Consider the following 26414-nt stretch of genomic DNA (forward strand, 5'->3'; position numbering starts at 1 on the left):
GGCTACTTGTCAGAACAGACTGCAAGCATTCGTATATCTTTGCAAAATGCGGGAGAAGCGCAATCCCTGTTCGGCCCGCAGGATGTATTCTTACAAATCATCGAGAGTGAAATTCCCGCCATTATTGATTCGCGCGAAGCGGAGATCACAGTTCGCGGAGCCGAACAAGCAGTGGACATGCTGGCAGAATTATTCAATGTGTTGCTGTCCTTGATTCGCAGTGGTTATATATTAAGTGAGCGGGATGTACAGTATGCTGTGGAGCTGGCGAAGGATTTTCGTGCCGACCAGTTGCTCGATTTGTTCAAAGGGGAAATTACGACAACTTTTCGCGGTAAGCCTATCCGCGTCAAAACCATTGGCCAGAAGCATTATGTGACAATGATTAACAAGCGTGATATTGTATTCGGAATTGGTCCTGCGGGAACCGGTAAAACCTACCTCGCGGTTGTGCTCGCGGTTAAGGCGCTGAAGGAAGGTTCCGTCAAGCGTATCTTGCTTACACGTCCGGCAGTAGAAGCAGGTGAAAGCCTAGGCTTTCTTCCGGGAGATTTGCAGGAAAAGGTAGATCCGTATCTCCGTCCGCTGTATGATGCCTTATATGACGTTATGGGTCCAGATCAGGTCGCGAAGGCGCTTGAACGAGGACTTATTGAAATTGCACCACTCGCTTATATGCGGGGGCGCACACTGGATGATTCTTTTATTATCCTGGATGAAGCCCAGAATACGACACCTGCACAAATGAAAATGTTTCTAACTCGGCTCGGTTTTGGCTCTAAGATGGTCATTACGGGGGATGTTACCCAGATCGATCTGCCCCGCGGCAAGAAATCCGGTCTGATTGAAGCCCAAGTGATTTTATCCGGCATAGAAGAGCTTGGCTTTGTCTATTTTACCGAACAGGATGTAGTAAGGCATTCCCTGGTGCAGAAAATAATCGTTGCCTATGACCGCTCTGCCGAAAACCTCGAATAAAGGGGATTGTCTTCATGGCTTCAAAGCAACCATTCAAATTAAGAGGATTAGTATATAGTACCAACGGCTGGAAGTATAGCGCGTTAACGCGCTATGCTCTTTTCCTGTTATTAGGGCTTGTCTTCTACTTCAGTCTGGCGCCTGATCTGCTGCCTAAGCGATATGATATTAAAGAGGATACCCACAGTGCCAAGGAAATTACAGCGCCTAAGCAGATCCTCGACAGCAAGGCTAAGCTGAAAGCCCAGGAAAAAGCGGCTGAGAATGTAAAAGAACGGTATGCGATTATCCCAATGAGGTCTGATAACCTGGTAACCTCTCTATTGGATCGTATTGACCGTCTAAATCAGGATGATCTGATTTCAGAGACCGACAAGACGGCCATTTACCGTGAGGAAATTCCGCAGCGGGCCAACGATTTTATCCTTAATTTTGTAACATCGAACCGTAACAATGGCACTTATTCCGATACGCTTCTGGATGAAATGCAGTCCATCATTAAGGAGCAGGCTTATGTGATTCCCGAGGAGACGTTTATCAAAATACCGCGTCTGACCTCCCAGGATATTATCGAAATGAAGCCGGTTGCCCGTGATATTGTCACCAAGCTGATGAACGATCAGATACAAGATGCCCAGACCGCACGGGCCAAGGTGGCTGAGCAGGTCAGTATTAGCTCTCTGACCCAGCGCACGGCTCGTGAGGTTGTGCAGGAACTGGTGCGGCTAGTTCTGACAAGCAATAAGTTCTACGATGAGGAAACTACGAAGGAAGCGAAGGTTCAGGCCCGTGAGGACACACCAGATGTGTTCATAGAGCAAGGGGATGTGCTTGTTGCCAAAGGGCAATTGATTACTCCCGAGCTGTATTCTCTGCTGGATGAGAACGGCCTGCTGAGTAATGAGGTCAATTATTGGCCGCAACTTGGACTGCTGATGCTGGCAGCTTTGCTCTCCGCAGGACTACTGATGTTTATCCGCTATTCCGGAGGCACCTCTACTTTCAAGTATAATAATTCCCAGTTATTGATGCTGGTGCTGGTATTCGGTATAACCATTATCTCCATGCGTCTAGCTGCTTTTTTGCAGACAGATGTCCGGTCTTATATAGGGTTTCTAGCTCCGGTAGCCATTGGCGCTATGCTGATCGCCATGCTGCTGGATATGACACTGGCTTATTTTTGTTCCATATTATTCAGTATTCTTGCCAGTATTATTCTGAATGTGCAGCAGGATACAGTATTTGATTTTAACTTTGGGTTCTTTGTGCTTATCGTGTCCTATGTGGCTATATTTGCCACGCATCGGGCCGGTCAGCGTTCAACACTGCTTAAAGGCGGAATCATGGTCTCTCTATTCGGCTGCGTAACTGTTTTTATGCTGACGATACTGGGTGGAGGAGTATGGAATGAGTTAGATACCTTATATGCTATCTGCTTTGCCTTCGCCAGCGGTCTCTTGACCGCAGTGCTGGTCATAGGACTGATGCCATTCTTCGAAGCTACCTTTGGTATTCTATCAGCGCTGAAGCTGGTAGAGTTATCGAACCCGAACCATCCTCTGCTGCGCAAGTTGCTTATGGAAACACCAGGAACCTACCATCACAGCGTAATGGTTGGCAATTTGTCAGAAGCGGCGGCGGAAGCGATTGGTGCGGATGGACTGCTCTGCCGTGTGGGTTCGTATTATCATGATATCGGCAAAACGAAGCGACCTTTTTATTTTATTGAGAATCAGAATAATATGGAGAATCCGCATGACTTGATTGAACCGATGCTCAGCAAATCCATCATTGTGTCCCATGCCCGCGACGGGGTGGAAATGCTGAGGGAATATAAGCTGCCCAAGCCTATCCGCGACATTGCGGAGCAGCATCATGGGACTACATTCCTGCATTATTTTTATCATAAAGCACTGAAATTAGCCGAAGAAAAAGGGAATGAGCCTGATTTTACCGAAGATGATTTCCGTTATCCTGGACCCAAGGCACAATCGAAGGAGTCAGCGGTGGTTGGTATTGCTGACAGTGTAGAAGCGGCCGTACGCTCCTTGCGCAAACCGACGGTCGTACAGGTGGAGACGATGATTGAGAAAATTATCAAGAGCCGGCTGGATGATCATCAATTCGACGAATGCGATCTAACGATAAAGGAACTGGATATCATTGCGCGAACGCTGAAAGAGACGGTTATGGGCATTTTCCATTCCCGGATTGAATATCCAGAGGATATACGCAAGCCGAAAAAAGAAGAAGGGGCTGTTAATACATGAGCCTAGGAATTATATGGAATAATGAACAAGCTGAATACGAGATTAAAGACAGTCTTATAACGCTGCTGGAGAGCATTCTACAAAAGGCGGCAGAAGCGGAAGGGATTATCAAAGGTGAGGTTGACCTTACTTTTGTCGATAATGAACGTATCCACGAATTGAACCGAGAATATCGGGGGATTGACCGTCCCACGGATGTACTTTCTTTTGCCATGAATGAATCCAGTGAAGATGAGCCGGAAATTATATATGAAGTGGAAGAGGGCGAAGAGCTGGAGGAATTTCCGGACATGCTTGGAGATATTATTATCTCAGTAACCCGCGCACAAGAGCAGGCTTTGGAGTACGGGCATTCTCTGGAACGGGAGCTTGGTTTCCTGTTCGTGCACGGATTTCTGCATTTGCTTGGCTACGATCATCAGGATGACGCATCTGAGGCTGAGATGATGTCCAAACAGGAACAAGTACTGATCCAGGTTGGGTTGACCCGCTAATGGTCAAGAACACGGCGGTAGGCCACAAAAAGTTCTGGCACTCTTTTCGTTTTGCGGCACACGGCATTGCCGGAGCCTTTCAATCCGAGCTTAACATGAAAGTGCACAGCTACCTGGCTGTAGTTGTTCTTATTGCTGCCGCCGTATTCAGACTTCCAGCAGCCAGTTGGATGCTGTTGCTGCTCGCGATCACACTTGTGCTGACCGCCGAACTGCTCAATACGGCCATTGAAGCGACGATTGACCTAGTATCGCCTGAGGTTCATCCCTTGGCAAAGAAAGCCAAAGATACCGCCGCCGGAGCCGTGCTTCTATCGGCGGTGTTTGCTCTTATAACTGGGCTGTATGTTTTTTACGGTCCCGTGATAGACTGGATTACTGGACTTATGTCATAATCAATATACAACTTAAGCTTAGAGGAGAGGCGGACGAGCGTTTTGCGACTCCGCCATCTTTTAATTGAGAAGGTTTGTAGCATATGCTCACAAAACTAAACCGTATGCTTCCGAAGCCAGTTTTGTGCGAAGCTGTTCAGGGAAGTTATGCTTACAAAACTTAAGCATATGCTTCCGAAGCGAGTTTTGTACGAATCTATTCAGAGAAGTTATGCTCACAAAACTTAAGCATATGCTTCCGAAGCGAGTTTTGTTGCGTAGAGAATTCAAGTAGCTAAGCTTCACAAAACTTTTAGGAGGACAGGAAACTATGGATTCTGCTCTACTTCTTCAAGAAGCGATTAAAGCACGTGCCAATGCATATATTCCCTATTCTCGTTTCGGAGTCGGCGCTGCGCTGCTTGATCAGGATGGTCATGTTCATCACGGCTGCAATGTGGAGAACGCAGCTTATGGTCCTACCAATTGCGCAGAACGTACCGCGTTGTTCCGTGCAATTGCGGATGGTCATAAAGCTGGTTCCTTTAAGGCTATCGCTGTTATTGCTGACACTGACGGACCCGTATCGCCCTGTGGAGTCTGCCGCCAAGTAATGATTGAACTGTGTCCACCAGATATGTTGGTCATTCTCGGAAACATGAAGGGTGATATCGTTGAGACTACAGTGCGCGACCTGCTGCCCGGCGCCTTCGGCCCGGCGGATCTGGAGCAAGGACAAGCTCCCGAGTAAGTGAGGACATGTATTTGGTTAAGCATTTAGCATCTGGACGATTCTATTGCACTCTGTGCAGTAGAATCGCCTCGATATAGCTTCAATTGCTATTCTACTGTACTTAGTACAGTAGAATTACTTAAATAACCAGTATATGGCCCTAACCTGTTAATTCTACTGTATAGAGTGCAGTTGAATTAACAATCAGCCCGCTTTCCGTCCAATCTACTGCACAAAGTGCAATAGATTGGACGGAAAGCGGATCTAAGCCAGCGGCGATACTCGCATTGGAACACAATACCGCTGCCGCTACTCACTCTGTTGTTCTCACTCTGTCGTTGAGTAACTTTCACCTGTAAGCGCTGCGGCAAAGCCGCCAGCGACTCCACGTTCAACTAGTGTTGTATAATCATCATAAAGTCAATCAACGCTGCAAGTTCTTCTCACGGAGAGCGGAATGCGAGCCGTGTAACCTAGTCTGCACTAGTAGTCCGCGCCGCAGTCAAGCGTGTTCCCGCAGGGAACGTAAGCGCTCCAGCCCAACTGTCACTTTATTCCCCTAAAAGTAAGCAGTCACGCCATTTCCGGGTGTCCAGAGGGCCGGGGCCTTGGGGTCCCCCTTGGCTAAGGGGGATTTAGGGGGATCGAAACGCTATAGGGGGATTGAAACGCTTTAAAGAGATCAAAAAAGGGTATCATAAGGTTACAAGAAATTGAAAAAGGCAAGCAGTCGAAAGGAAGATTATATGAAATTCAAATCAGGGTTTGTCGCCATTATTGGCAGACCAAACGTAGGTAAATCGACATTGATGAATCAGGTTATCGGTCAGAAAATTGCCATCATGTCAGATAAACCGCAGACGACCAGAAATAAAATCCACGGTGTCTACACGACCAATGATTCGCAAATTGTGTTCCTGGACACACCGGGTATCCATAAAAGACAGTCCAAGCTGGGTGATTACATGAACCAGACGGCCATGAGCACATTGGGTGAAGTTGAAGCAGTGCTGTTTCTTGTAGATGCATCCGAGGGAATGGGCGGAGGCGACCGTTATATTGCAGAACATTTGAACGGACTGAAGACGCCAGTTATTCTCGTACTCAACAAAATCGATAAGATTGAGCCGGAAGCATTGCTTCCATTGATGGCGGAATACCAAAAGCTGCATGATTTTGCCCAAATCGTACCGACCTCTGCCAAGTTTGGCAACAATGTTAACACGCTACTGGAGCAAATCGCCAAATATTTGCCGGAAGGACCTCAGTATTACCCGTCGGATCAAATTACTGACCATCCGGAGCAATTTGTGTGCGCGGAATTGATCCGTGAGAAAATATTGCAGCTAACCCGCGAAGAAGTGCCGCATTCTATTGCGGTAGCTATCGAAGATATGAGCGTAGAGCCTAATGGCGTTGTGCATATCTCTGCGGTTATTTTTGTAGAGCGTGATTCCCAAAAAGGGATCATTATCGGTAAGCAGGGAGCTCTGCTGAAAGAAGTGGGCAGACGGGCCCGTACGGATATTGAGAACCTGCTGGGTTCGAAGATTTTTCTGGAATTATGGGTAAAGGTGAAAAAAGATTGGCGCAATCAGGATCGCGTTCTGCGTGATTTGGGCTTTCATAAAGACCTTTAAATTCTTCTCCCTGCTCCCTTGGCAGGAATTGCAAGGATAGAACCTGTCCTAACGCACATCCTAACTTCGAAGAAACATCGTGTTTTCAGAAGAAAGGATGAATACGAATGCGAGACTTTTCGTGGAAGTATTTTGCAATGACTGGAGATGTCGATGCTTATCTGTTGTACAAGGAAGCACATATTCCACAGGGCGAGGGTGGAACGCTGCTGGTGGAGGAAGAGAAGGTCTGTGATGAAGAAGCACAATAAGGACTGGTTGCTTGCCGAATGGTTGGGGGACGAGGCATGCTACACAGGGTGGAAGGGATCGTCATCCGCAGCATGGACTATGGTGAGGGGAACGTCATCATTACGCTTTGCACCGAGAACGCCGGCAAAGTAGGTGTTCTGGTACGCGGTGCCAAGAAAGTCAAGAGCCGTCATGCTGCGCTGATCCAGCTGTTCACCGTCGGACAATTTGTTTTTTTTAGAACTAATGGTGGGCTGGGAACGTTAAATTCCGGTGAGATTATTCACTCCCACCACCCACTTCGCGAGGATTTGATCAAAGCCGCATATGCCTCTTATGCTTGTGAGCTGCTTGATCGTGTGCTGCATGATGATGAAACCGGAAGCTTCTGGTTTCGCCAGCTCTCAGCCTGCCTCAATGCACTTCAGGACAACAAGGAACCAAGTGTGATTATAAATGTGTATGAGATGAAAATCCTGCAGACTGCGGGTTATGGCCCACAACTGGATGGATGTGTGATATGCGGAATGGAAAAGCCCGATGAACAGTTGCTGATAAGTCCGCGTCTGGGTGGGGTGTTGTGTCGCAGCTGTAAGCATAATGATCCTCCGGCGATGGAGGTTTCACCACGTGCTCTGAAGCTGCTGAGACTATTCGCTAGACTTGATCTGAACCGACTGGGCAATGTGGATGTCAAAGAAAGTACGCGTGATGAGCTTAAGTTAATTATGCGGGCTTTCATGGACATGCAGTTGGGCCTAAAGCTGAAATCACAAAATTTTCTGGATCAGCTCGACAAATACAATATTTGACGAAATCCAAAAATTCCGTTACTATAGACAAAGTTTCTATTTGTAGAAATGACTCAGTCGTTATTGCTCTAGTTATGAAAGAGACGTGCATGGATCGGGAAAGTAATGAGCTTTATTGTCACAAAAGCGAGTCGGGGAAAGTGAGAGCCTGGCGGGACAACGTTCATGAACATGGCACCCGGGAGTACGGAAGCGGCATTTAGGAAAAGTGGATTTCGTACCTTGAGTCCTGCAGTAAGAGATGCTGGAGTCACAAGTGCGAGGTCAAGTAGGGTGGAACCGCGGGAGTATATAAGCTCTCGTCCCTATGTCTGATTATCAGGCATGGGGGCGGGAGTTTTTTTGTCATATTAGAATGCCGCCTCCATCGCGAAGTTGCAAGGGAGCACAACACAAGGCAAGACCGTTTCGTAAAAAACTTGTTAGCGAAGGAGTCGGTATCATGAACTTTCAGCAGATGATTTTGACACTGCAGCAGTTCTGGGCAGCAGAGAACTGCATTCTCGTCCAGCCGTATGACACGGAAAAAGGGGCCGGCACGATGAACCCCATGACTTTTTTACGTTCACTTGGTCCTGAGCCATGGAAGGTAGCTTATGTTGAACCTTCCCGCCGTCCTTCAGACGGACGTTATGGGGAAAACCCGAACCGCTTGTACCAGCATCATCAATTCCAGGTGATTATCAAGCCGTCACCCGATAACATCCAAGAGCTTTATTTGGACAGTCTGAAAGCGCTGGGTGTTGATCCATTGCTGCATGATATCCGCTTTGTCGAAGACAACTGGGAGAATCCATCACTTGGCTGTGCAGGTCTAGGTTGGGAAGTGTGGCTGGACGGGATGGAAATTACACAGTTTACTTACTTCCAACAAGTAGGCGGTATTGAGACTAATCCGGTCGCTGTAGAAATTACTTACGGTATGGAACGGTTGGCCTCTTATATTCAGGATAAAGAAAATGTATTCGATCTGGAATGGGTTGATGGAATTAGCTATGGGGACGTTTTTCATCAGCCAGAGGTAGAGCATTCTACGTATACGTTTGAAGTGTCGGATGTCAAAATGTTGTTCACGCTATTCAACACGTATGAAGAAGAAGCGCGCAGAGCCATGGAGCATCATCTCGTATTCCCTGCTTATGATTATGTGCTGAAATGCTCGCATACCTTTAATCTTTTGGACGCACGTGGTGCAATTAGCGTAACCGAACGTACAGGATTTATTACTAGAGTTCGTAATCTTGCCCGCACGGTAGCTGCGACATATCTGGAGGAACGCGAGAAGCTGGGCTTCCCGCTGCTGAAGAAAGAAGGTGCTGACCGTGTCTAAAGATTTATTGTTTGAGATCGGACTGGAAGAAATTCCTGCGCGGTTTATCCGGGCGGCCATGGAGCAGCTTCAGGACAGAACGTCCAAATGGCTGGAATCCTCCCGTATCACGCACAGCGGAGTCACCGCATACGCCACACCACGCCGTCTTGCGGTACTGGTAAGAGACGTTGCTGAGAAGCAAGTAGATATCAGTGAAGAGGTCAAAGGTCCATCGCGCAAAATTGCTAAGGATGCAAGTGGAGAGTGGAGCAAGGCGGCACTCGGATTTGCCCGTAGCCAAGGTGTGTCCCCTGATGATTTTACGTTTAAAGAACTGGCTGGCGTGGAATATATATATGCCACTAGAAGCAGTGCCGGTGTAGAAACCTCGTCTTTGCTCTCAGAAGGACTTGCAGGAATCGTAAGTGCGATGACTTTTCCGAAAAATATGCGCTGGGGAGCTTACGATTTCAAATTCGTACGTCCGATTCGCTGGTTAGTTGCCCTGTTTGGCAAGGAAATCATTGATTTGGAAATCACAGGTGTAACAGCGGGCAATGTGAGCCGTGGTCACCGTTTCCTCGGTGCAGAAGCTGAAATTACTGAGCCTGCTCTTTATGTGGAAGCTATGCGTACACAGCATGTGCTTGTAGATGTGCAGGAACGCCAAGCGCTTATACTGAGCGGAATTAACAAGCTTGCTGACGAGAAGAGCTGGACGATTGCCATCAAAGAAGATCTGCTGGAAGAAGTGCTATTTCTGGTGGAGACACCTACGGTATTGTTTGGTACCTTTGATCCAGCCTTTCTGAATATACCTCAGGATGTGCTAATTACCTCAATGCGTGAGCATCAGCGTTACTTCCCGGTGTTTGACGCTGCTGGCAAGCTTTTGCCATTCTTTGTAACTGTGCGCAACGGAAATGCGCAATCCCTTGATGTAATAGCCAGAGGGAATGAGAAAGTGCTCCGGGCTCGACTGTCGGATGCCAAATTCTTCTATGAAGAAGATCAGAAGCTGCAAATCAAGGATGCACTCGCCAAACTGGAGAATATCGTCTATCATGAAGAGCTAGGCAGCATCGGAGACAAAGTTCGGCGCATTCGCAAGATTGCCGATCGTTTGGCTGAGAAGTTGAGCTTGTCCACAGCTGTGGCTTCTGAGGTTAGCCGTACTGCAGATATCTGTAAGTTCGATCTGGTCACACAAATGGTTTATGAATTCCCTGAGCTTCAAGGTACCATGGGTGAGGATTATGCCCGTAAAGCTGGGGAGCCGGAAAATGTGGCTAAAGCAATCTTTGAACATTATCAGCCGCGATTTGCCGGTGAAGCTGTTCCAACGACAGAAGCGGGTTATATTGTCAGTCTAGCTGACAAAATTGATAGCATTGTTGGTTGTTTCTCCATTGGCATTATCCCGACAGGCTCTCAGGACCCCTATGCGCTAAGACGTCAAGCGGCAGGAATCGTGCAAATTGTGCTGGAGCATAAATTGCCGATCAATTTGCAGGAAATTTTTGCAGCAGCCATTGAAGTACATGAAAATTCCAAAAATCCGAAACATTTTAGTGATGAACTGCGTATAAGCCTTTACGAGTTCTTTGGTCTGCGCGTCAAACGCCTATTATCCGACAATGTCCGCTATGATGTTGTGGATGCGGTTATTGCCGCTGGTTATGATAATGTGGTTGATGTTGTAGCCAGAAGCCGTGCGCTTATGGATGCTGTTTCTAACCAAGAAGACTTCAAAATTACGGTCGATTCCTTTAACCGGGTCAGTAACCTGGCCGCCAAAGCAACTGTAGGAATCATAGAGCCAGAGCTCTTTACCGAAGAAGCTGAAGTAAAGCTATATGAGAAATGGCAGACACTGCATGCCCCATACACACAAGCACTTACAGCAAGAAATGCAGAAGAAGCGCTCCACATCCTTTCCGGATTGAAAGAAACGGTTACCGGATTTTTTGATTCAGTGATGGTCATGGCTGAGGACGAGCAGATACGCGCGAACCGTCTGGCTTTGCTGGCAGGTATTGATGCGGATTGTAAGGCCTTTGCAGATTTCGGCAAGCTGGTCTGGTAAATAACCTTTAAGAAAAGTGTACGACTTATGGTATAGATTGATGGTTTGGGGTATAAATATACGGAACGGTGCCAATGTGTCAGTTGTCATTCGTTCCGTATTTTATGCTTTTCAAAGAAGGATTTCCTATTAAGTAAAGCGTATATTATATTACACGGAAAACTGGTGAGGGTCATGAAGAGTTCCCAGGGAAGAACTATAGTGGTGGATGGAGACGCATGTCCGGTCAAGAAGGAGATCGCTGCAGTTGCTCGTACCTTTAGCATTCCGGTAGTGATGGTGTCTTCCTATAACCATGTGCTCAAAGGTGAAGAAGGTGTAACAGTTGTGCAGGTCGACAGCGGAGATCAGAGTGCAGATCTATATATTGCCAATCACATTTCGGCAGGGGATATTGTGCTGACTCAGGATTATGGACTTGCTGCGCTGGCGCTGGGTAAACGTTGTTCTGCGCTCTCTTTTCGGGGCAAGGTCTATGAAGATTCCGAAATGGATTTTATACTGGAGGGCAGGCATGCCAAAGCCGTAGAACGAAGAAGAGGACATTATTCCAAGGGTCCAAAACCGATTACTGCAGAGGAGAAAATTTTTTTTCAACATAAACTGACAAAACTTTTAACACTTTTGCAGGAGAATGTGCAGCTATAGCGAATTATATTTATTTGTTAAGAGATGAAGGTGGTCGAAGTGGCTAACGGACAGGGTAATATTCCGGAAGAGGTTATCGAAAGCGTGCTGGCGCGGCATGATATTGTCGATACAGTCGGTAAAGTTGTCCATTTGTCCAAGCAGGGGAAATATTTATGGGGCCTCTGCCCGTTTCATTCGGAGAAGACTCCTTCTTTTACTGTGACTCCGGATCGGGGTGTATTTCATTGCTTTGGCTGCGGTATGGGTGGAAATGCCATCAAATTCAGGATGGAAATCGAAGGGTTATCCTTCCCCGAAGCTGTCCGCATAATGGCTGAAGAAAGTGATATACCCATTCCAGAAGGAAAGGGAGGTATGCTGTCTGCTCCGGACCCGGAACGTGATCGGTTGATTCAAGCGTATGAATGGTCTGCGAAGTTCTATCATTACCTGTTGAAGAATACGGAACACGGCACAGCCGCAATGGATTATTTAAGGTCCCGTAATTTCAGCGACAAGATGATAGACCAATTCCAGATCGGATATGCCCCCGATCGCTGGGACACACTGCTTCAGTTTTTGGAGAAGCGGAACTTTGATCTCGCCGAGATGGAGAAAGGTGGACTATTGTCCGCCAGAGGTGAGGGCAAAGGTTATGTCGACCGTTTCCGCGGGCGCATCATTTTTCCAATTGCAAATCGTACAGGTAAGGTAATCGCCTTTGCCGGAAGAATACTGGGAGAGGGTCAACCCAAGTATTTAAATTCTCCGGAGAGCAGATTGTTTAACAAAAGCCGGATTCTTTACAATTTGCACCAATCCAAAGCATCCATCCGCAAAACGCGGCAAATCGTTCTTTTTGAAGGATATGGGGATGTCATATCGGCTTGGGAAGCAGGTGTGCATAACGGTGTGGCGACCATGGGTACCTCGCTGACGGATAGTCATGTGGTATTAATGAAGAGTCTGGCTGACGAGATTATCCTTTCCTATGATGGTGACCGGGCAGGACAAGCTGCAGCCATAAAGGCAGTACCCATGCTTGAAGGGAGTGGCCTGCGTGTGAAGATCGCTTTACTGCCAAGCGGACTAGACCCGGATGATTTTATTTCCAAGCACGGTGGGGACAGATTCAGAGAACAAGTTATTGAATCTGCGGTTTCATCCATAAAATTTAAGCTTATATATCTGAAAAAAACCCATATACTCCTAGAGGAAGATGGCAAAATCGCCTACGTCAAAGAGGCATTGGAAGTCATTGCCTCGCTGCATTCTTCAACGGAGCGAGAGGTATACCTGAGAGAAATCGCCTCCGAGCTGGAACTGTCATATGATAGTTTGAAGCAGGACTGCAATCTTCTGAGGGCATCGCTGCAAAAAAACATTCCCGAAGGGGATAATAACGATAAAAGGTGGAATAATGGTAGGCATAAAAAAGGGCAAGTGCAGACACCAACTTTGCTGCCCGCTTATCATGTCGCGGAACGGCGCCTGCTGTCCTTGATGATTCAGGACCCGGAAGCCGCCACGTACGTGGGTGAACGCCTCGGAGAAGAGTTCAATATCGATGATCATGCGGCAATTGCCGCTTATCTATACGCCTATTACGCGCAAGGCAAACCACCAGGCATCAGTCGGTTTCTCTCATCGCTTCAGGATGACCGCCTGGAGAAGGCCGCCACCTCCATTTCCATGATGGATACACCTCCAGGCTGGAATGAACAGGTACTGGATGATTGCATTCGCGAAGTAAGGAAATACCCCATGCAACGCAAGATAGAACCGAAACGTGAAGAGATGATTCAAGCGGAAAAATCCGGTGACTTTTTACGAGCAGCACAAATAGCAAGTGAAATTTTAGCCCTAGAGAGACAATGAAGAATTGACAGGATGTACCTAGGGAGGAGGGAGTCGAATTATGGCGAACGATCAGCATACTGAACTGGAAGCAGAATTTACTTTGGATGAGGTTAAGGATCAGCTAATTGAGAATGGCAAAAAAAGATCATCATTGAATTACAAAGATATCATGGAGAAATTGTCGCCGTTTGATCAAGACCCTGAGCAGATGGAAGAGTTCTATGAGCAGCTCAGTGATTTGGGGATTGAAGTTGTAAACGAGAATGATGAGGAGGTAACGACTCTTCGGCCGAGTGAGGACAACGAGAATAACGAAAGTGAAGAAAGCTTTGACGATGATTTGTCACTGCCACCGGGAATTAAGATTAACGATCCTGTTCGTATGTATCTGAAAGAAATTGGTCGTGTTCCCTTGTTGTCGGCAGACGATGAAGTTGAGCTTGCGATGAGAATTAAGAATGGTGACGAAGAAGCAAAGCGGCGGCTTGCAGAAGCGAATCTACGGCTCGTGGTAAGTATCGCTAAACGTTATGTTGGACGCGGTATGTTGTTCTTGGATCTAATTCAAGAAGGTAATATGGGTCTGATCAAAGCGGTAGAGAAATTTGACCATAACAAGGGCTTCAAATTCAGTACCTATGCCACTTGGTGGATCCGTCAGGCCATTACCCGGGCGATTGCAGACCAAGCGCGTACTATTCGTATACCGGTGCATATGGTAGAAACCATTAATAAGCTAATTCGTGTCTCCCGTCAATTACTGCAAGAGTTGGGACGAGAGCCTTCACCTGAAGAAATCGCAGCTGAGATGGAGCTGACGGTGGAGAAGGTCAGAGAAATCATGAAGATTGCTCAGGAGCCGGTATCACTCGAAACACCAATTGGTGAGGAAGATGATTCTCATCTGGGTGACTTTATTGAGGATCAGGAAGCCTTGGCTCCGGCTGATGCGGCCGCTTATGAATTGCTGAAGGAACAGCTGGAGGATGTACTGGACACGCTCACAGAGCGCGAAGAGAATGTACTCCGTTTACGCTTCGGCTTGGATGACGGACGGACGAGAACGCTTGAGGAAGTGGGCAAAGTGTTCGGTGTAACTCGGGAACGAATTCGCCAGATCGAAGCCAAGGCGCTGCGTAAGCTGCGCCACCCTAGCCGAAGCAAACGGCTTAAGGATTTCCTCGAATAGGATTTAAGAACTGGACCTTCTGCTGCACAGTGGCAGGAGGTTCTTTTTAATATAACGGATGGAAAATATTGCAATGACTCAAAACTGACCTTTTATGCCTGGAAAGAGGGATGAACTGTTGAATTTGGAGAAACGTGACATCATATTAAAAGAAATTCAGTATTGGAGAAAGAGCCGGCTGTTGCCTGAGCAGTATTGCGATTTTTTGACCAATATTTATGACGATGAGGCAACAGTTAAGGATAATAATCCGATTTCGTTACATAATTTACAGCAAGGAAGCATCAAAATTTGGCTGTTTGGTTTTGGAATAATTTCCTTGATTTTCTTGATTAGTCTTTATTTTAGCGTTTTTCCCTGGCCTTTGCAACTCGCAACAGCCCTCTCTGTCTTAATCGTTTGTTATGGATATTCAGCAGTTTTGAGGGATCGGCAAAAGGTCTTCAGCCTTATGCTAGCAGGGATTGCCAGCATATTAACCCTTGGATTTGGGTTATGGATAATTGAGCTGCATCATCTTGATCCGTTGTTCTGGAGACCTATACTAATCGGATTCTGTGGGCTGCTATGGTGCGTTCTCGGCTTTATTCTCCGCATCGGACTTCTTAATTACTGCGGCTTTGCCTTCTGGGGTTTATTGTATGGAGGATTCTTCATCAAGATTCGTCCAGACGCTTCTATGCTTGAGCTGGAGCTGCTCTGGCTGCCACTGTGTGTGCTTATGGTATGGCTGAGCTGGCTTTTGTATCACCGGGTCAGTGGGGTTGCAGGGGTCTATTTTGGAGTTGGAGCAACGCTGTGGATCATGCCGGAGATAGACGCTCTTCTGCTCAGACAGGGTTATCCGCAGTGGGTATCATTTTTGTTATTATCTAAAATTGCGGTAGGCTTGGCTCTGCTGTTCCTGTTTCGGAAAAAATGGATAACGTGGGTGACATCATGAATAACGTGAAATTATCAGATCGGCTTCAGTGTGTACTGGAGCAAATTCCACAGGGAAGCAGACTGGCTGACATCGGCTCAGATCATGCTCTGCTGCCTGTGGCTGCTGTCGAAAGCGGTAAGGCTGTATTCGCTATTGCTGGTGAAGTAAACCAGGGTCCCTATGAAGCGGCCTGTAAAGGGGTTGCAGAAGCCGGGAAGGGTGCTGTGATCTCCGTGCGGCGCGGGGATGGACTTGAGGTGCTGAAGCCCGGTGAGGTGGACTGTATCTCCATTGCCGGAATGGGCGGGGCATTGATATCCGCTATTTTGGATCGTGGTCAGAGCCAAGGTAAGCTACAAGGGGTCAAGATTCTGGCACTCCAGCCGAATGTTGCTGAGGATATTTTACGCCGTTGGCTGTTGAATAATGGTTGGATTCTTGTTGCCGAGAACATCCTTAAGGAAGATGGCAAGCTTTATGAAATCCTGACAGCTATGCCCGAGGATGCTGCACCCGGGATGACAAATGACCATCTATACAGTGACTTGGCGCTGGATGGAGGGACTGTAATCTGCAACCGGGAACTGCTGATCGAGATGGGACCTTGGCTGTTGCGGGCACCTAATGCTGCTTTTTTTGCCAAGTGGCAGGGGGAGCTTAGTAAGCTTGCAGGCATACTGGCTTCACTATCCCGCTCAGAGCTCGAAACAGCGGAAGAGAAACGAAATGTAGTCATGGCGCGGATCAAGCAAATTACGGAGGTGCTGCAATGCTTGCCAAAGGACAAACTGTAATTCAATATATGGAACAGCTGGCTCCGAAGCATGTAGCGGAGGAATGGGATAAGATAGGCCTGCAGCTTGGCAGTCTGCAAAAGGAAATCACCGGCTTACTGGTGGCACTTGATGTGAACGATGAGGTCGTAGAAGAAGCGATCAGTCTTGGCTGCAATCTAATTATTGCCCATCATGCGATTATTTTTCGGCCGCTACAGGGAATTCAGACGGATACTCCGGCAGGCAAGCTATATGAGAAGCTGATTAAGAATGACATAGCGGTTTATATTAGCCATACCAATCTGGATGTGACTGAGGGCGGAATGAATGACTGGATGGCGGAGGCTATTGGGATTGAGAACGGGGAACCCATCAAGGATATTCATACAGAACAGCTGTCTAAGTTGGTCGTGTTCGTCCCGAAGGAGCAGCACCAAAAGGTCCTTGATGCTATTCTGAGCGCCGGAGCAGGCTCGATCGGTAATTACAGTCATTGCAGTTTCAATATCGAGGGATATGGTACATTTATACCGCGCGAGGGCGCAGAGCCCTTTATCGGGGAGCAGGGTAAAATGACAAGAGTCGAGGAAATTCGCATCGAGACCATTGTTCCGCTTGCCATCCGCAATAAAGTGGTACAGGCGATGCTCAAGGCGCATCCTTACGAAGAAGTGGCTTATGATCTATACTCTATGGATTTAAAAGGCCGCAGTCTGGGACTTGGCAGGGTAGGAAAGCTGAAAGAGCCTACTACGTTGGGACAATTTGTTGAAACAGTTAAAAGCGGACTGAAAGTGGATAAGGTACGTGTGGTCGGGGATTTGGAACGTCCTATTCGTAAAGCCGCAGTGCTCGGCGGTTCAGGTGGGAAATTCTATAGCAACGCCATTTTCCGTGGTGCAGATGTGCTGGTTACCGGCGATATTGATTACCACACGGCCCAAGATGCCTTGCTGGCGGGAATCGCTCTGATTGATCCAGGGCACAATGCGGAGAAGATTATGAAGGTGAAGGTCGCCGAATGGATGACCGAAAAGCTGGTTGAACATAAGTATGATACAGGTGTGTATGCTTCCAAGGTGAATACAGAGCCCTTCAATTTCCTATAACTCCATCTATTTGCACTTGTGTGGAGTTGCAGATGTCTGTATAATATGTAATGTTGTTCGGAAAGTTTGACAGACAATCGCCGGTGATTCGTCACGGGAGGAAAGTCCGGGCTCCTTAAGGCAGGATGCTGGATAACGTCCAGTCGGCGCGAGCTGAAGGATAGTGCCACAGAAATGGACCGCCGATGGCCACCTTAGGGTGGCACAGGCAAGGATGGAACCGAGGTGTAAGAGACCCCGAGGAACGCTGGTGACTTCGTTCCTGGTAAACCCCATCTGGAGCAAGACCTAATGAGACGCCGCTGATCCTTAATTGGAGGAAGCAGCCTTCGCCTGAGGCGCGTCTAGGTTGGTCGCTGGAGCTGTGCAGTAATGTATGGCCTAGATAGATGATTGTCGCTTATGGTGGGAGGGTAGTTCCCGTTTGAACCACGACGAGCACAGAACCCGGCTTACGGCAAACTTTCCTAACTGCAACTTTTTACCTTTTTATTAAACAGAACAACAAATCCTTACAGTGAATACTAAATGGCGACTCTTCCTTGGAAGGTCGCCTTTTTTCTGTTCTTTTTTTTGACTAATGTGATAGGTGTAAGCTTTCTTTATACATCAATAACGCTTGCTCCAATCGCTGTACAGCTATGGGAATCAGTTGAGGCGGAGTATGGGTGAAATTGAGGCGCATCGTGTTCTTCAGTGGCTGCGCCGAATAGAACACTTCTCCTGGAACAAAGGCAACCCCCTGATCTACAGCGAGGGGCAATAGATCAGCAGCATTAATATCTGCGGAAAGTGTCAGCCACAAGAACATGCCGCCCCGCGGCTCGAGGAAATGAGCACCCTCCCAAGCGCGTGAGGTGAGCTCACCAGAGAGCAGTTTCATCCGAGAATGATATTCCCGGGAGATCACACGGATATGCTTCTCTATGTCGAATTGCTGCAGCAACTCATCCAAGGCGCGCTGATCAATAGTGCTGGAATGCAGATCTGCGGCCTGTTTTGCCTTGGTAATGACCTTAATTAACTCAGAGGGGCCGACAATCCAGCCGGAGCGTAGCGCCGGGGCAACAATTTTGGAGAAGGTTCCCGTATAGACGACACAATAATCTCTGCCATAGCTTCTGTCGATCGCAGCTAGTGAAAGGGGATAAAGCTCCTTATCTTCATCAAACATAATTTCTCCATAGGGATTATCTTCCAGAATAAGAACGCCGTACCGACGACATAACGCCACTGTCTGCTCGCGCCGTTCCTTGCTCCAGGTTGCCCCTGACGGGTTGTTGAAGGTAGGAACAGCGTACAGTAGTTTCGGCCGGAGCCTGCGCAGCTTATCCTCCAAATCATCTGGCAGCATGCCTTGTTCATCATTATCTACAGTCTGAATATCGGCACGGTAGGAGCCAAGCACCTGCAGCGCTGCCAGATAAGTAGGAGCTTCTACTAGGACGGTGTCACCGGGATCGATCATTATTTTGCATAACAGATCTATCGCTTGCTGCGAACCTGTCGTCAGGATCATTTCTGCTGCTGTGACAGGGATTCCTTGTTTGGTAAGTCTTTCAGCAATTTTATCGCGCAGAGGAGTGAAGCCCTCGGTCAATCCGTATTGTAGCACTGAGGCATCGGCAGAGAGCACACGGCTGTAAGCGTTACGAACCGCCTCCAGAGGGAATAAATCTTCTCCAGGTAGTCCACCGGCCAGTGAAATAATATTCTTACCTTGAGTAACCTTGAGAATTTCGCGAACTGCTGAAGATCCGAGATGATTGGCTGTCGTTGAGTAATTGATTTCCATAAAAAATTGCTCCCCACCCTATCGATTTTGATGTATCATAACGGCATTGCAGCATAACAGTAAAGCGTTAAATATAACAGTGGGGGAGAAGGCAGATGCACATCGATTTAAACCGCAGTAGCAGTAAATCCTTGCCGCAGCAAATTTGCGAAACACTATCACAGCGGATTTCATCGGGATTGCTACATCAAGGCGCTCAGTTGCCTTCAGTTCGAAGTCTGGCTAAGTCTCTTAAGGTAAGTCAGGTTACAGTGAGCAAGGCCTATGCTGAGCTTGCAAGGCGCGGAGTTATTAACTGTAGTCAGGGAAGAGGCTGCTTTGTTGCCGAAACCGAAGATAAACAGAGTCCAGAAGGTGCGGGCTGGCAAAATAAATACGATGACTATTTACCGAGAGCACAGCTGTGGCGGAACTTTGATTATTCAGAAGTGAAATATCCATTTCATCTGGCGGCGATTCATAGCGAATTACTGCCTTTGGATTATATTGGAGCCACTATGGCCTCGTTAGTGACGAAACAGCCAGAGTTGATGGCGACCTATGGTAATTTTCAGGGAGATCTTGAGCTGCGAGAAATGATGAGCGGACACTTGCAGTCGCGAGGAATTGCACTGACCTCAGCTGACCTGATGATTACGAGCGGAACCCAGCAGGGGATAGATCTGGTAGCACGCACCTTTGTTGGCCCTGGGGATACCGTCTATCTAGAGGCCCCAAGTTACACAGGAGCGATTGATGTTTTTGCTGGGCGAGGTGCGGAAATGATCTTTGTGCCTATGGATAGTGAGGGGATGAGAGTGGATCTTCTTACCAAAATGTGTGACCAAAGACCGCCCAAGCTGATTTATACATGCCCAACCTATCAGAATCCAAGTGGAGTCACAATGAGCATGACAAGAAGACAGCGTCTGCTGGAGTTAGCCCGCAGCTATAGCTGTCTTCTTGTAGAGGACGATCCGTTCAGTGACTTGTATTTCCACACCCCCCCACCTCCTTCCATTAAATCCATGGATTTGGATGGACATGTAGTCTATATGAAAAGCTTCAGCAAGGTGCTCGCTCCGGGCTGTCGAATTGCCTGCGTAGCGGCTGAGGGGAACATTTTATCCCGTCTAATCGCCGCTAAATCCGCAAGCGATTTGGGCAGTCCATTGCTTACGCAGCGGGCCGTGCTTCCGTTTATTTCTAAGAAATATGACGCGTATGTCGGACAACTACGCAACGCCCTGCGCGGACGTATGGAGAAGGCTGCCAAACTGCTGAAGGAATATGCTCCGCCAGGTGTAAACTGGGTCCTGCCAGAAGGAGGGCTTAGTCTCTGGCTGGAGCTTCCCTCTGCTCTAGGAGTGGCAAGACTGCATGAGCTGGCTGAACGTGAGAGCATTTCCTTTCTACCCGGCGATGTCTGCTACGCTGGCAATACTCCTTCCCGTCACATCCGCCTCTGTTATTCACAGATGAATGAAGCGGATATGGAACATGGGTTGAGATTATTTCTAAGGCTGTTAAGCAGATTTCTGACCTAAAGCTTTCAAAAATTCTTTTCTAATCTCTGCTTCAATTGATTCAATTGCAGGCGAACATGCTGTGGCCATAGCTGGAGCGGAACGGGGCTGCCGCTCGCGGCTTGAAGTGTTTTTAAGACATCTATCTGGCCCCAGCCGTAATATTTATCATGACCGGGATCCCCGAGATCGATGGCATTTTTCGTCATAAGCGCCATGACTTCTTTATTGGTCAAATCTGGGTTTAGCGAACGAACCAACCCAGCCAGTGCCGCCACATGCGGGCTCGACATGGATGTGCCAGACAAAGCCGCATACTGGCTTTCCGGATACGTACTGGCTATGCTATCTCCAGGGGCTGCGACATCAATATAATCGCCATAGTTGGAGAAAGAGGCTTTTTCCAAAGAAGCATTAGTTGCGGCAACCGCCAGAACCTCTGGATAGGCAGCCGGATAACCGGGGCGCTCCGTGTTATCATTACCGGCAGCAGAGACGATGACAACATCGCGGTCGTAGGCATATTTTATCGCGTCATGTAGAAACTGTGAATCAGCATAATTGCCCAGACTGAGGTTTATCACCTTCGCATTGTTGTCTGCTGCCCATATGATTCCTTCCGCCACGGAGTATGTGGTGCCAGCTCCCGAGTTATCAAGGGCTTTAACCGGTAGTATTTTGTTGTACCAGCTAATTCCTGCTACGCCTTCGTTGTTGTTGACCAAAGCTCCGATGATGCCTGACACATGAGTACCGTGCCCGACATCGTCATCTGGCGTTGATCCTTTAGTGATGGCGTTATAGCCAGCAAGAAGCTTTCCCTTCAAATCCGGATGACTGGCCTGCACCCCTGTATCCACAACTGCCACAATTACCTCTTTACTTCCTTTGGATAAATTCCAACCCAGCTCTGTCTCAATTGCCGGTAAGTTCCATTGATAGGTGGAGAATAATAGGTCATTGGGGGTGACAGTCCCTACTGGTTTTTTGTTCACTGTATCATTGGTTAAATACATATAGTGAGGTTCGGTATAGGCTGGATGCCACTTATTAACGAAATAAGTCTTAAGCTGGCTATAATTCATCTGGTCCGCACGGAAAATATAAGCATAGCCTAGCTTGCGCGGCTGCTTGCAGTGAATATCTGCGACTATCGTCTGCAGCTGCCCTCTCGTTGGATGACCATTTTGGAAACGGACGACGATTTCATTCTCATAAAAATGACTGGCATTCTCATTATCATGACCTGTCTTGACAGTGATATCGCTAAGGGTATCGGTATGAACGGATTCCACGCGGTACTTACCTTCTTTGGGATATGGGATCAGTCGCAGATTCTTGAGTTGGTGCTCGGCAACACGATCCAGGATCTTTTGGTTAATAAGGGCAATGACACCAATATTTCCTGTTTTGTCGCGTTGTGCCATAAAGTAATACTTGTTCTTACCGATAATAAATGATGGGGATTCATACGATTGATGCCCCTTTAGAGCAGCTTTTGCTGTTTTTAGATACTTTAGCAGCTGCTTATTCTCCTGATCGGTTCCTTCTGGAAGAGAAGATTGAAAGGTTTTAGTGGTATGAGCGTGAAAATCGATCCACATCAGCATGGTGATATGCCCGTGCCCCTGCTGCAGGCGTTTTGCATACACTGCAATATCCTGAGGTGAGGCTCCATGGGTTTCGGCGAGCATAGTGCTTAAATGTTTGCTGACATCCACTCTATTCAGATGGTCGGTAGCGCTGACATCCTGAACCAGCGCAGTTTTCTTTAATGTTTTTTCCTGGGGGGGATTAGGCACGGCAACAGCTTCTCTCTGCGTGACATTTTCGGCAGGCCGAAGTGCGAAGGTTAGCAGAACTACCGTGAATGCTGCGGTAACCAGACCGGCGACAGTTAAATTTTTACGTGACATATTTTCCGCTCCTCCATGGCATTTTAATATCAGTAGGTTGAGAAGAGGGAGCCTATTTTATGCATTACAGAAAAGGATACCGTCGTCCAGTGTTTTATGATAATATCAGATTAGTATATCTTTCCTGAATTCGCTTTCTATATTGCAAGAAAGCGGTCGGCGAGGAATGATTCACATCCATCGTTAATTGACTACAAGAGCAGGGAATAATAAGGGGGAGCAATCGCCATGTCAGCAACTAATGTGCAGAAATTGTGCGAAACTACAAGAGAAAAGCTTAAATTTGCAATTGAGAAAATGGAACTTTTTCTGAATCAGCATGCGCTGCCGCAGCTTGTAACGGAGCCAAATGAAGAGGAACTGCAGTTTTATCAGGGTTACCTGTCCGATCTTCGCCATTTGCTGGTTTTCTCGGAGATGTCTTACGAGAAGCTCGGCGTAGCGTTGCGTCGTGCTACATTCGATGAATCCTTTGCGCAGAGAGCGCTTTATAATGTATATCATTATGGTGTTAATAATTTCTTTTATCCAAAGAATGAAAGCTATTCCGAAGATGGACGTTATGCCTATACAGGACAGGATGCGATTCGTTTCCGCAAGAAGCCAGTGCGTCCAGCGCGCGATATTATTCTTGAAATCACCAAATCGTATGAAGAGCTGCGTGACGACCTCAATTATTATGAAAATGATTATTTAACTGAGAAGCGTATGCAAAATCAGGTGTAAAATTTAATTCGTTAGAGAAATGAAGAGTGAAGGATTAGAACTTGTCATTTAAAGATGACGGGGACTGATCCTTTTTTTTGTTCACTAACATCAACTGGAAAAGCTTCCGTGGCATAGAGAAGAAATCGGTCGGACATAATGAAGCCGAGGTGATAATGATGACTCCAAAAACATTAGTGAAATGCAGCGTAAGCAACTGCAATTATTGGGGAGAACAGAATTTATGCAAAGCAGATGAGATTATTATTGAGATCGATAAGCATGCAGGCAGCGGCTTTAAAGAAGAATTTGCCGAAGAAATGACTGGCCGTAACCATCACGATCATGCGGTGACCTCATCTGCAACCTGTTGTTTGACGTTCAAGCCGAACTCTTAGGAGGCCGCCCATGGACTCACGAAAAGGAAGACCCAAGAGAATACAGAGCTCCTCTGATCCGAAAAAAATTATTCTCCGCCCCCGGAGAGTAGACTATCCCCGCCAGGACAGAGAGCACAGTGAAGAATATGCAGCAGAAGTAAGCCCACTTCCAATGCATGTTCGCAATCCGGCAGCCAGTGAAGCAACAGAAGTTAGCGAACCTAAAGAGGTGGGTACTGAACACCGGATGATGGGTTATGTCGGTCTTGCCTTTGGGATTGTGTCGTTGTTTATCTGGTCTATAGTTATAGGCCCGATAGCTGCTGTGGTCGGTTATTACGCATATGCAAAAGGACAAAAAACCGCTGGCGCATGGGCAATGGGTCTGGGAATAGTAGCTACACTCAGCTATTTCGTTATGATACCTTTCGCTCGTTAGACAAATAGCCGATGGTTGGACAAATAAAAAACAGGCTTTAAGACCTGAATATACGGGTCTGAAGTCTGTTTTTTAATTCAATGATCTAGCAAAACTCTTGAATAAATTGTAATATTAAGGAGTGATTTAAATTTAAATGGAGTTATCCAGTGATATAGATTCAACAGGAAGAAGGGATTTGCCAGCATGGAGATCAATCCGGCTTTGGCTAATGGGTTAGGTGAGCTGAAATGGGTGAATTTGAAGACTGCATCTCTGAAGAACGGCTCGGATAAGGATGCTCAAATATCGGGATCTTCGTCGTCCCAATTTGCAACACTACTGAAGGATATGTCTTCGCAATCAGTCAGCAGTGATAGTGCAAACTCATTAACCTCTCTCGCAGATGCATCCTCAGCCAGCAACCTATTGTGGCAGCAGCTCAGTGGAACGGGCGAGAGCTCATTTGATAACATTTCCGGGGAAATACAGGATACGAAACCAAGTGATTATGAAGAACTAATTCAGACAGCAAGCGCCAAATATGGGGTGCCGGTTGATCTCATCAAGGCGGTAATAGATACGGAATCCTCCTTTAATCCGAATGTTGTCTCATCGGCGGGAGCTAAAGGATTAATGCAACTGATGGATGGAACTGCGAATGGACTAGGCGTTTCTGATCCGTTTGATCCTGCTCAAAGCATAGATGGCGGTGTTCGTTATTTATCCTATCAGCTGAAGCGATTTGACGGTCAGGAGAAGATGGCGCTGGCAGCCTATAATGCTGGTCCAGGTCGTGTATTGAAATTGGGAGTGAGTAATGATCAGGAACTGATGGCGAATTTATCACAGCTTCCTAAAGAAACACAAGCCTATATTTCCAAAATTGAACGCGCCCGCGCCGAATACGCGGTATAATACAAAGGATCAAACGGGAACAATCCATGGCCGCGTTGGTGGCGGCCGGAGCCTGTTTGGTCCTTTTTCAAAAGATAAGTGTATATATGTTTCACACGATATATTATGCTTATATTTCTCGAAGAAACGGATACCGTCCCTAAAAGGACGGCGAAGCCGTTTCTTCTTGCCGTAATTAAGCACAAGACAAAGGAGATTGTCTATATATGCTTTACTGGGATTATGCTGCAGCTACGCCGCCTTATGAAGAGGTGGTGCAGACGATGGAGCAAATAATGAAATTACATTATGCAAACCCTTCTTCACTACATCGTGCAGGAGCAGAGGCGGGTAAATTGATCAGACGTTCACGTGAAGTTTGCGCTGCTGCATTAGCCGTGAAGCCCGAAGAGCTTCTGTTTACCTCTGGAGCTACGGAGAGCAACAACCTTGCTGTAAAAGGTGCTGCGCTGCAGTACGAAGGAAGAGGGCGGCACATTGTCACTACAGAAATAGAGCATCCTTCTGTGTATGAGAGCTGTGTACAGCTGCAAAAAAGAGGCTGGGAAATTACATTTATCAAACCGGAACAGACTGGGATTGTTGATCCTGCCCGTGTGGCGCAAGCAGTCCGCCGTGATACTGTGCTTGTCAGCGTCATGCATGTTAATAATGAGATTGGGGCTGTACAGCCGCTGCGAGAGATCGGCAATCTAATTAAGTCCTTGAATTCACGCGTTTTGTTTCATGTAGATGGGGTTCAAGGATATGGCAAACTGCCAGTTTCACTAAAGGAATGGAAGGCTGATCTCTACAGCTTGTCCCCCCACAAAATTCGTGGTCCTCGCGGTGTCGGCCTTCTTTATGTAAGAGAAGGTGTCATGTTATTCCCCTTGTTGACGGGAGGCTCACATGAGGATGGACTGCGTGCCGGTACGGAGAATGTGCCAGCGATCGTTGCTGCTGCCAAAGCCGTGCGAATGAGTGGTGAGCAGCGAGAAGCCTTTGTCGCTAAGCTTACCCCTTTAAGGGATCGTTTGCTGCATTTTTTACGCGGTATCCCTGAATTTCTGGTGAACAGCAATGAGAATGGCGCCCCCCATATCGTACATTTCTCCTATCCGGGGATGAAGGGCGAGGTAATGGCTCGTAAGCTGGAGGAACTGGGAATGGCGGTATCTACCCGGTCGGCCTGTTCCTCACGGCTGGCGGAGCCGAGTCGGGTCTTATTATCCATGGGTAGGGATGGCTCTGCCGCATCTGGAGGAATACGAATTAGCTTAGGAGATAGTCATACAGCGGCTGATGTCACGGCATTGGAGCAGGCAATAATGACTGCTGTGCAGGCTTTAAAGATTGTAGAAGGAGGCATGAAGTAA

The 26414-nt window shown here is 47.4% G+C and carries 24 protein-coding genes and 1 other RNA gene; 23 read left to right on the forward strand and 2 right to left on the reverse strand.

What is annotated here, in order from left to right:
- Window positions 1-6 precede the first annotated feature (6 nt).
- The 17 genes from H1230_RS08700 (at window position 7) to rnpB (ending at window position 17889) form a co-directional block, all read left to right on the forward strand.
- The gene (locus tag H1230_RS08700; protein ID WP_239715101.1) at window positions 7-978 is read left to right on the forward strand and encodes a PhoH family protein; all 972 of its coding nucleotides are present in this window, start codon (window positions 7-9) and stop codon (window positions 976-978) included.
- Window positions 979-992: 14 nt separating this feature from the next.
- Complete coding sequence (locus H1230_RS08705; RefSeq protein ID WP_239715102.1) at window positions 993-3248, forward strand: HD family phosphohydrolase; 2256 nt, start codon at window positions 993-995, stop codon at window positions 3246-3248.
- Window positions 3245-3742, forward strand: a complete 498-nt coding sequence (gene ybeY, locus H1230_RS08710) for an rRNA maturation RNase YbeY (protein ID WP_239715103.1) — start codon at window positions 3245-3247, stop codon at window positions 3740-3742. The genes H1230_RS08705 and ybeY overlap by 4 nt, the downstream gene beginning before the upstream one ends.
- Window positions 3742-4137, forward strand: a complete 396-nt coding sequence (locus H1230_RS08715) for a diacylglycerol kinase family protein (RefSeq protein WP_239715104.1) — start codon at window positions 3742-3744, stop codon at window positions 4135-4137. Before ybeY ends, H1230_RS08715 begins: the two co-directional genes overlap by 1 nt.
- 310 nt (window positions 4138-4447) lie before the next feature.
- A complete protein-coding gene (locus tag H1230_RS08720) occupies window positions 4448-4867 on the forward strand; it encodes a cytidine deaminase (protein WP_154121218.1) in 420 nt (139 codons plus the stop codon).
- 728 nt (window positions 4868-5595) lie between these two features.
- Window positions 5596-6489, forward strand: a complete 894-nt coding sequence (era, locus tag H1230_RS08725; protein WP_239715105.1) for a GTPase Era — start codon at window positions 5596-5598, stop codon at window positions 6487-6489.
- Between the two features lie 107 nt (window positions 6490-6596).
- Window positions 6597-6740: a YqzL family protein gene (locus tag H1230_RS08730; protein WP_239715106.1), complete on the forward strand. Its 144-nt coding sequence runs from the start codon at window positions 6597-6599 to the stop codon at window positions 6738-6740.
- Window positions 6741-6776: 36 nt separating this feature from the next.
- Window positions 6777-7532, forward strand: coding sequence for a DNA repair protein RecO (gene recO, locus H1230_RS08735; protein ID WP_239715107.1), 756 nt, complete (start codon window positions 6777-6779; stop codon window positions 7530-7532).
- 442 nt (window positions 7533-7974) lie between these two features.
- Window positions 7975-8862: a glycine--tRNA ligase subunit alpha gene (glyQ, locus tag H1230_RS08740; RefSeq protein ID WP_239715108.1), complete on the forward strand. Its 888-nt coding sequence runs from the start codon at window positions 7975-7977 to the stop codon at window positions 8860-8862.
- Window positions 8855-10930: a glycine--tRNA ligase subunit beta gene (glyS, locus tag H1230_RS08745; protein WP_239715109.1), complete on the forward strand. Its 2076-nt coding sequence runs from the start codon at window positions 8855-8857 to the stop codon at window positions 10928-10930. The genes glyQ and glyS overlap by 8 nt, the downstream gene beginning before the upstream one ends.
- Window positions 10931-11104: 174 nt before the next feature.
- A complete protein-coding gene (locus tag H1230_RS08750; RefSeq protein ID WP_239715110.1) occupies window positions 11105-11578 on the forward strand; it encodes a YaiI/YqxD family protein in 474 nt (157 codons plus the stop codon).
- A 39-nt stretch (window positions 11579-11617) separates the two neighbouring features.
- Window positions 11618-13438, forward strand: coding sequence for a DNA primase (gene dnaG / locus H1230_RS08755; RefSeq protein ID WP_239715111.1), 1821 nt, complete (start codon window positions 11618-11620; stop codon window positions 13436-13438).
- Window positions 13439-13478: 40 nt separating this feature from the next.
- Window positions 13479-14609, forward strand: coding sequence for an RNA polymerase sigma factor RpoD (rpoD, locus tag H1230_RS08760; protein ID WP_154121211.1), 1131 nt, complete (start codon window positions 13479-13481; stop codon window positions 14607-14609).
- Between the two features lie 118 nt (window positions 14610-14727).
- Entirely contained in the window at window positions 14728-15552 is an 825-nt protein-coding gene (locus tag H1230_RS08765) for a hypothetical protein (RefSeq protein WP_239715112.1), read from the forward strand.
- Window positions 15549-16328: a tRNA (adenine(22)-N(1))-methyltransferase gene (locus H1230_RS08770; protein WP_239715113.1), complete on the forward strand. Its 780-nt coding sequence runs from the start codon at window positions 15549-15551 to the stop codon at window positions 16326-16328. Before H1230_RS08765 ends, H1230_RS08770 begins: the two co-directional genes overlap by 4 nt.
- Window positions 16304-17419, forward strand: coding sequence for a Nif3-like dinuclear metal center hexameric protein (locus H1230_RS08775; protein ID WP_239715114.1), 1116 nt, complete (start codon window positions 16304-16306; stop codon window positions 17417-17419). Before H1230_RS08770 ends, H1230_RS08775 begins: the two co-directional genes overlap by 25 nt.
- Before the next feature lie 61 nt (window positions 17420-17480).
- Window positions 17481-17889, forward strand: an RNA gene (gene rnpB / locus H1230_RS08780) — RNase P RNA component class A.
- 107 nt (window positions 17890-17996) lie between these two features.
- Here rnpB and H1230_RS08785 read toward each other — a convergent pair.
- On the reverse strand, window positions 17997-19214 hold the full coding sequence (locus H1230_RS08785; RefSeq protein WP_239715115.1) for an aminotransferase-like domain-containing protein: 1218 nt from the start codon (window positions 19212-19214) through the stop codon (window positions 17997-17999).
- Between the two features lie 95 nt (window positions 19215-19309).
- On the opposite strand from H1230_RS08785, the gene pdxR reads away from it, so the two are divergent.
- Window positions 19310-20740 (forward strand): MocR-like pyridoxine biosynthesis transcription factor PdxR, encoded by a 1431-nt coding sequence (pdxR, locus tag H1230_RS08790; RefSeq protein WP_239715116.1) that lies wholly within the window; start codon window positions 19310-19312, stop codon window positions 20738-20740.
- 5 nt (window positions 20741-20745) lie between these two features.
- Here pdxR and H1230_RS08795 read toward each other — a convergent pair whose 3' ends face one another.
- Window positions 20746-22635 (reverse strand): S8 family peptidase, encoded by a 1890-nt coding sequence (locus tag H1230_RS08795; protein WP_239715117.1) that lies wholly within the window; start codon window positions 22633-22635, stop codon window positions 20746-20748.
- Window positions 22636-22863: 228 nt separating this feature from the next.
- Here H1230_RS08795 and H1230_RS08800 point away from each other — a divergent pair, with 228 nt between their 5' ends.
- The 5 genes from H1230_RS08800 (at window position 22864) to H1230_RS08820 (ending at window position 26414) form a co-directional block, all read left to right on the forward strand.
- On the forward strand, window positions 22864-23361 hold the full coding sequence (locus H1230_RS08800) for a YpuI family protein (protein WP_239715118.1): 498 nt from the start codon (window positions 22864-22866) through the stop codon (window positions 23359-23361).
- 77 nt (window positions 23362-23438) lie between these two features.
- Window positions 23439-23738, forward strand: coding sequence for a DUF1540 domain-containing protein (locus tag H1230_RS08805; RefSeq protein WP_481857125.1), 300 nt, complete (start codon window positions 23439-23441; stop codon window positions 23736-23738).
- A 10-nt stretch (window positions 23739-23748) separates the two neighbouring features.
- Window positions 23749-24159, forward strand: a complete 411-nt coding sequence (locus H1230_RS08810; RefSeq protein ID WP_239715119.1) for a DUF5353 domain-containing protein — start codon at window positions 23749-23751, stop codon at window positions 24157-24159.
- Between the two features lie 186 nt (window positions 24160-24345).
- Window positions 24346-25056 carry a lytic transglycosylase domain-containing protein gene (locus H1230_RS08815; RefSeq protein ID WP_275591172.1) on the forward strand — a complete coding sequence of 237 codons (711 nt, stop codon included), beginning with the start codon at window positions 24346-24348 and terminating at the stop codon, window positions 25054-25056.
- Between the two features lie 206 nt (window positions 25057-25262).
- A complete protein-coding gene (locus H1230_RS08820) occupies window positions 25263-26414 on the forward strand; it encodes a cysteine desulfurase family protein (RefSeq protein WP_239715120.1) in 1152 nt (383 codons plus the stop codon).

This window comes from Paenibacillus sp. 19GGS1-52 (genome assembly GCF_022369515.1).
Lineage (GTDB): Bacteria > Bacillota > Bacilli > Paenibacillales > Paenibacillaceae > Paenibacillus_AQ.

Coding starts and splice junctions, on each gene's coding strand:
- H1230_RS08705 (WP_239715102.1), top strand. CDS start 993: ATGGCTTCAAAGCAACCATTCAAATTAAGAGGATTAGTATATAGTACC.
- ybeY (WP_239715103.1), top strand. CDS start 3,245: ATGAGCCTAGGAATTATATGGAATAATGAACAAGCTGAATACGAGATT.
- H1230_RS08715 (WP_239715104.1), top strand. CDS start 3,742: ATGGTCAAGAACACGGCGGTAGGCCACAAAAAGTTCTGGCACTCTTTT.
- H1230_RS08720 (WP_154121218.1), top strand. CDS start 4,448: ATGGATTCTGCTCTACTTCTTCAAGAAGCGATTAAAGCACGTGCCAAT.
- era (WP_239715105.1), top strand. CDS start 5,596: ATGAAATTCAAATCAGGGTTTGTCGCCATTATTGGCAGACCAAACGTA.
- H1230_RS08730 (WP_239715106.1), top strand. CDS start 6,597: ATGCGAGACTTTTCGTGGAAGTATTTTGCAATGACTGGAGATGTCGAT.
- recO (WP_239715107.1), top strand. CDS start 6,777: ATGCTACACAGGGTGGAAGGGATCGTCATCCGCAGCATGGACTATGGT.
- glyQ (WP_239715108.1), top strand. CDS start 7,975: ATGAACTTTCAGCAGATGATTTTGACACTGCAGCAGTTCTGGGCAGCA.
- H1230_RS08750 (WP_239715110.1), top strand. CDS start 11,105: ATGAAGAGTTCCCAGGGAAGAACTATAGTGGTGGATGGAGACGCATGT.
- rpoD (WP_154121211.1), top strand. CDS start 13,479: ATGGCGAACGATCAGCATACTGAACTGGAAGCAGAATTTACTTTGGAT.
- H1230_RS08770 (WP_239715113.1), top strand. CDS start 15,549: ATGAATAACGTGAAATTATCAGATCGGCTTCAGTGTGTACTGGAGCAA.
- H1230_RS08775 (WP_239715114.1), top strand. CDS start 16,304: ATGCTTGCCAAAGGACAAACTGTAATTCAATATATGGAACAGCTGGCT.
- H1230_RS08785 (WP_239715115.1), bottom strand. CDS start 19,214: ATGGAAATCAATTACTCAACGACAGCCAATCATCTCGGATCTTCAGCA.
- pdxR (WP_239715116.1), top strand. CDS start 19,310: ATGCACATCGATTTAAACCGCAGTAGCAGTAAATCCTTGCCGCAGCAA.
- H1230_RS08795 (WP_239715117.1), bottom strand. CDS start 22,635: ATGTCACGTAAAAATTTAACTGTCGCCGGTCTGGTTACCGCAGCATTC.
- H1230_RS08800 (WP_239715118.1), top strand. CDS start 22,864: ATGTCAGCAACTAATGTGCAGAAATTGTGCGAAACTACAAGAGAAAAG.
- H1230_RS08810 (WP_239715119.1), top strand. CDS start 23,749: ATGGACTCACGAAAAGGAAGACCCAAGAGAATACAGAGCTCCTCTGAT.
- H1230_RS08815 (WP_275591172.1), top strand. CDS start 24,346: ATGGAGATCAATCCGGCTTTGGCTAATGGGTTAGGTGAGCTGAAATGG.
- H1230_RS08820 (WP_239715120.1), top strand. CDS start 25,263: ATGCTTTACTGGGATTATGCTGCAGCTACGCCGCCTTATGAAGAGGTG.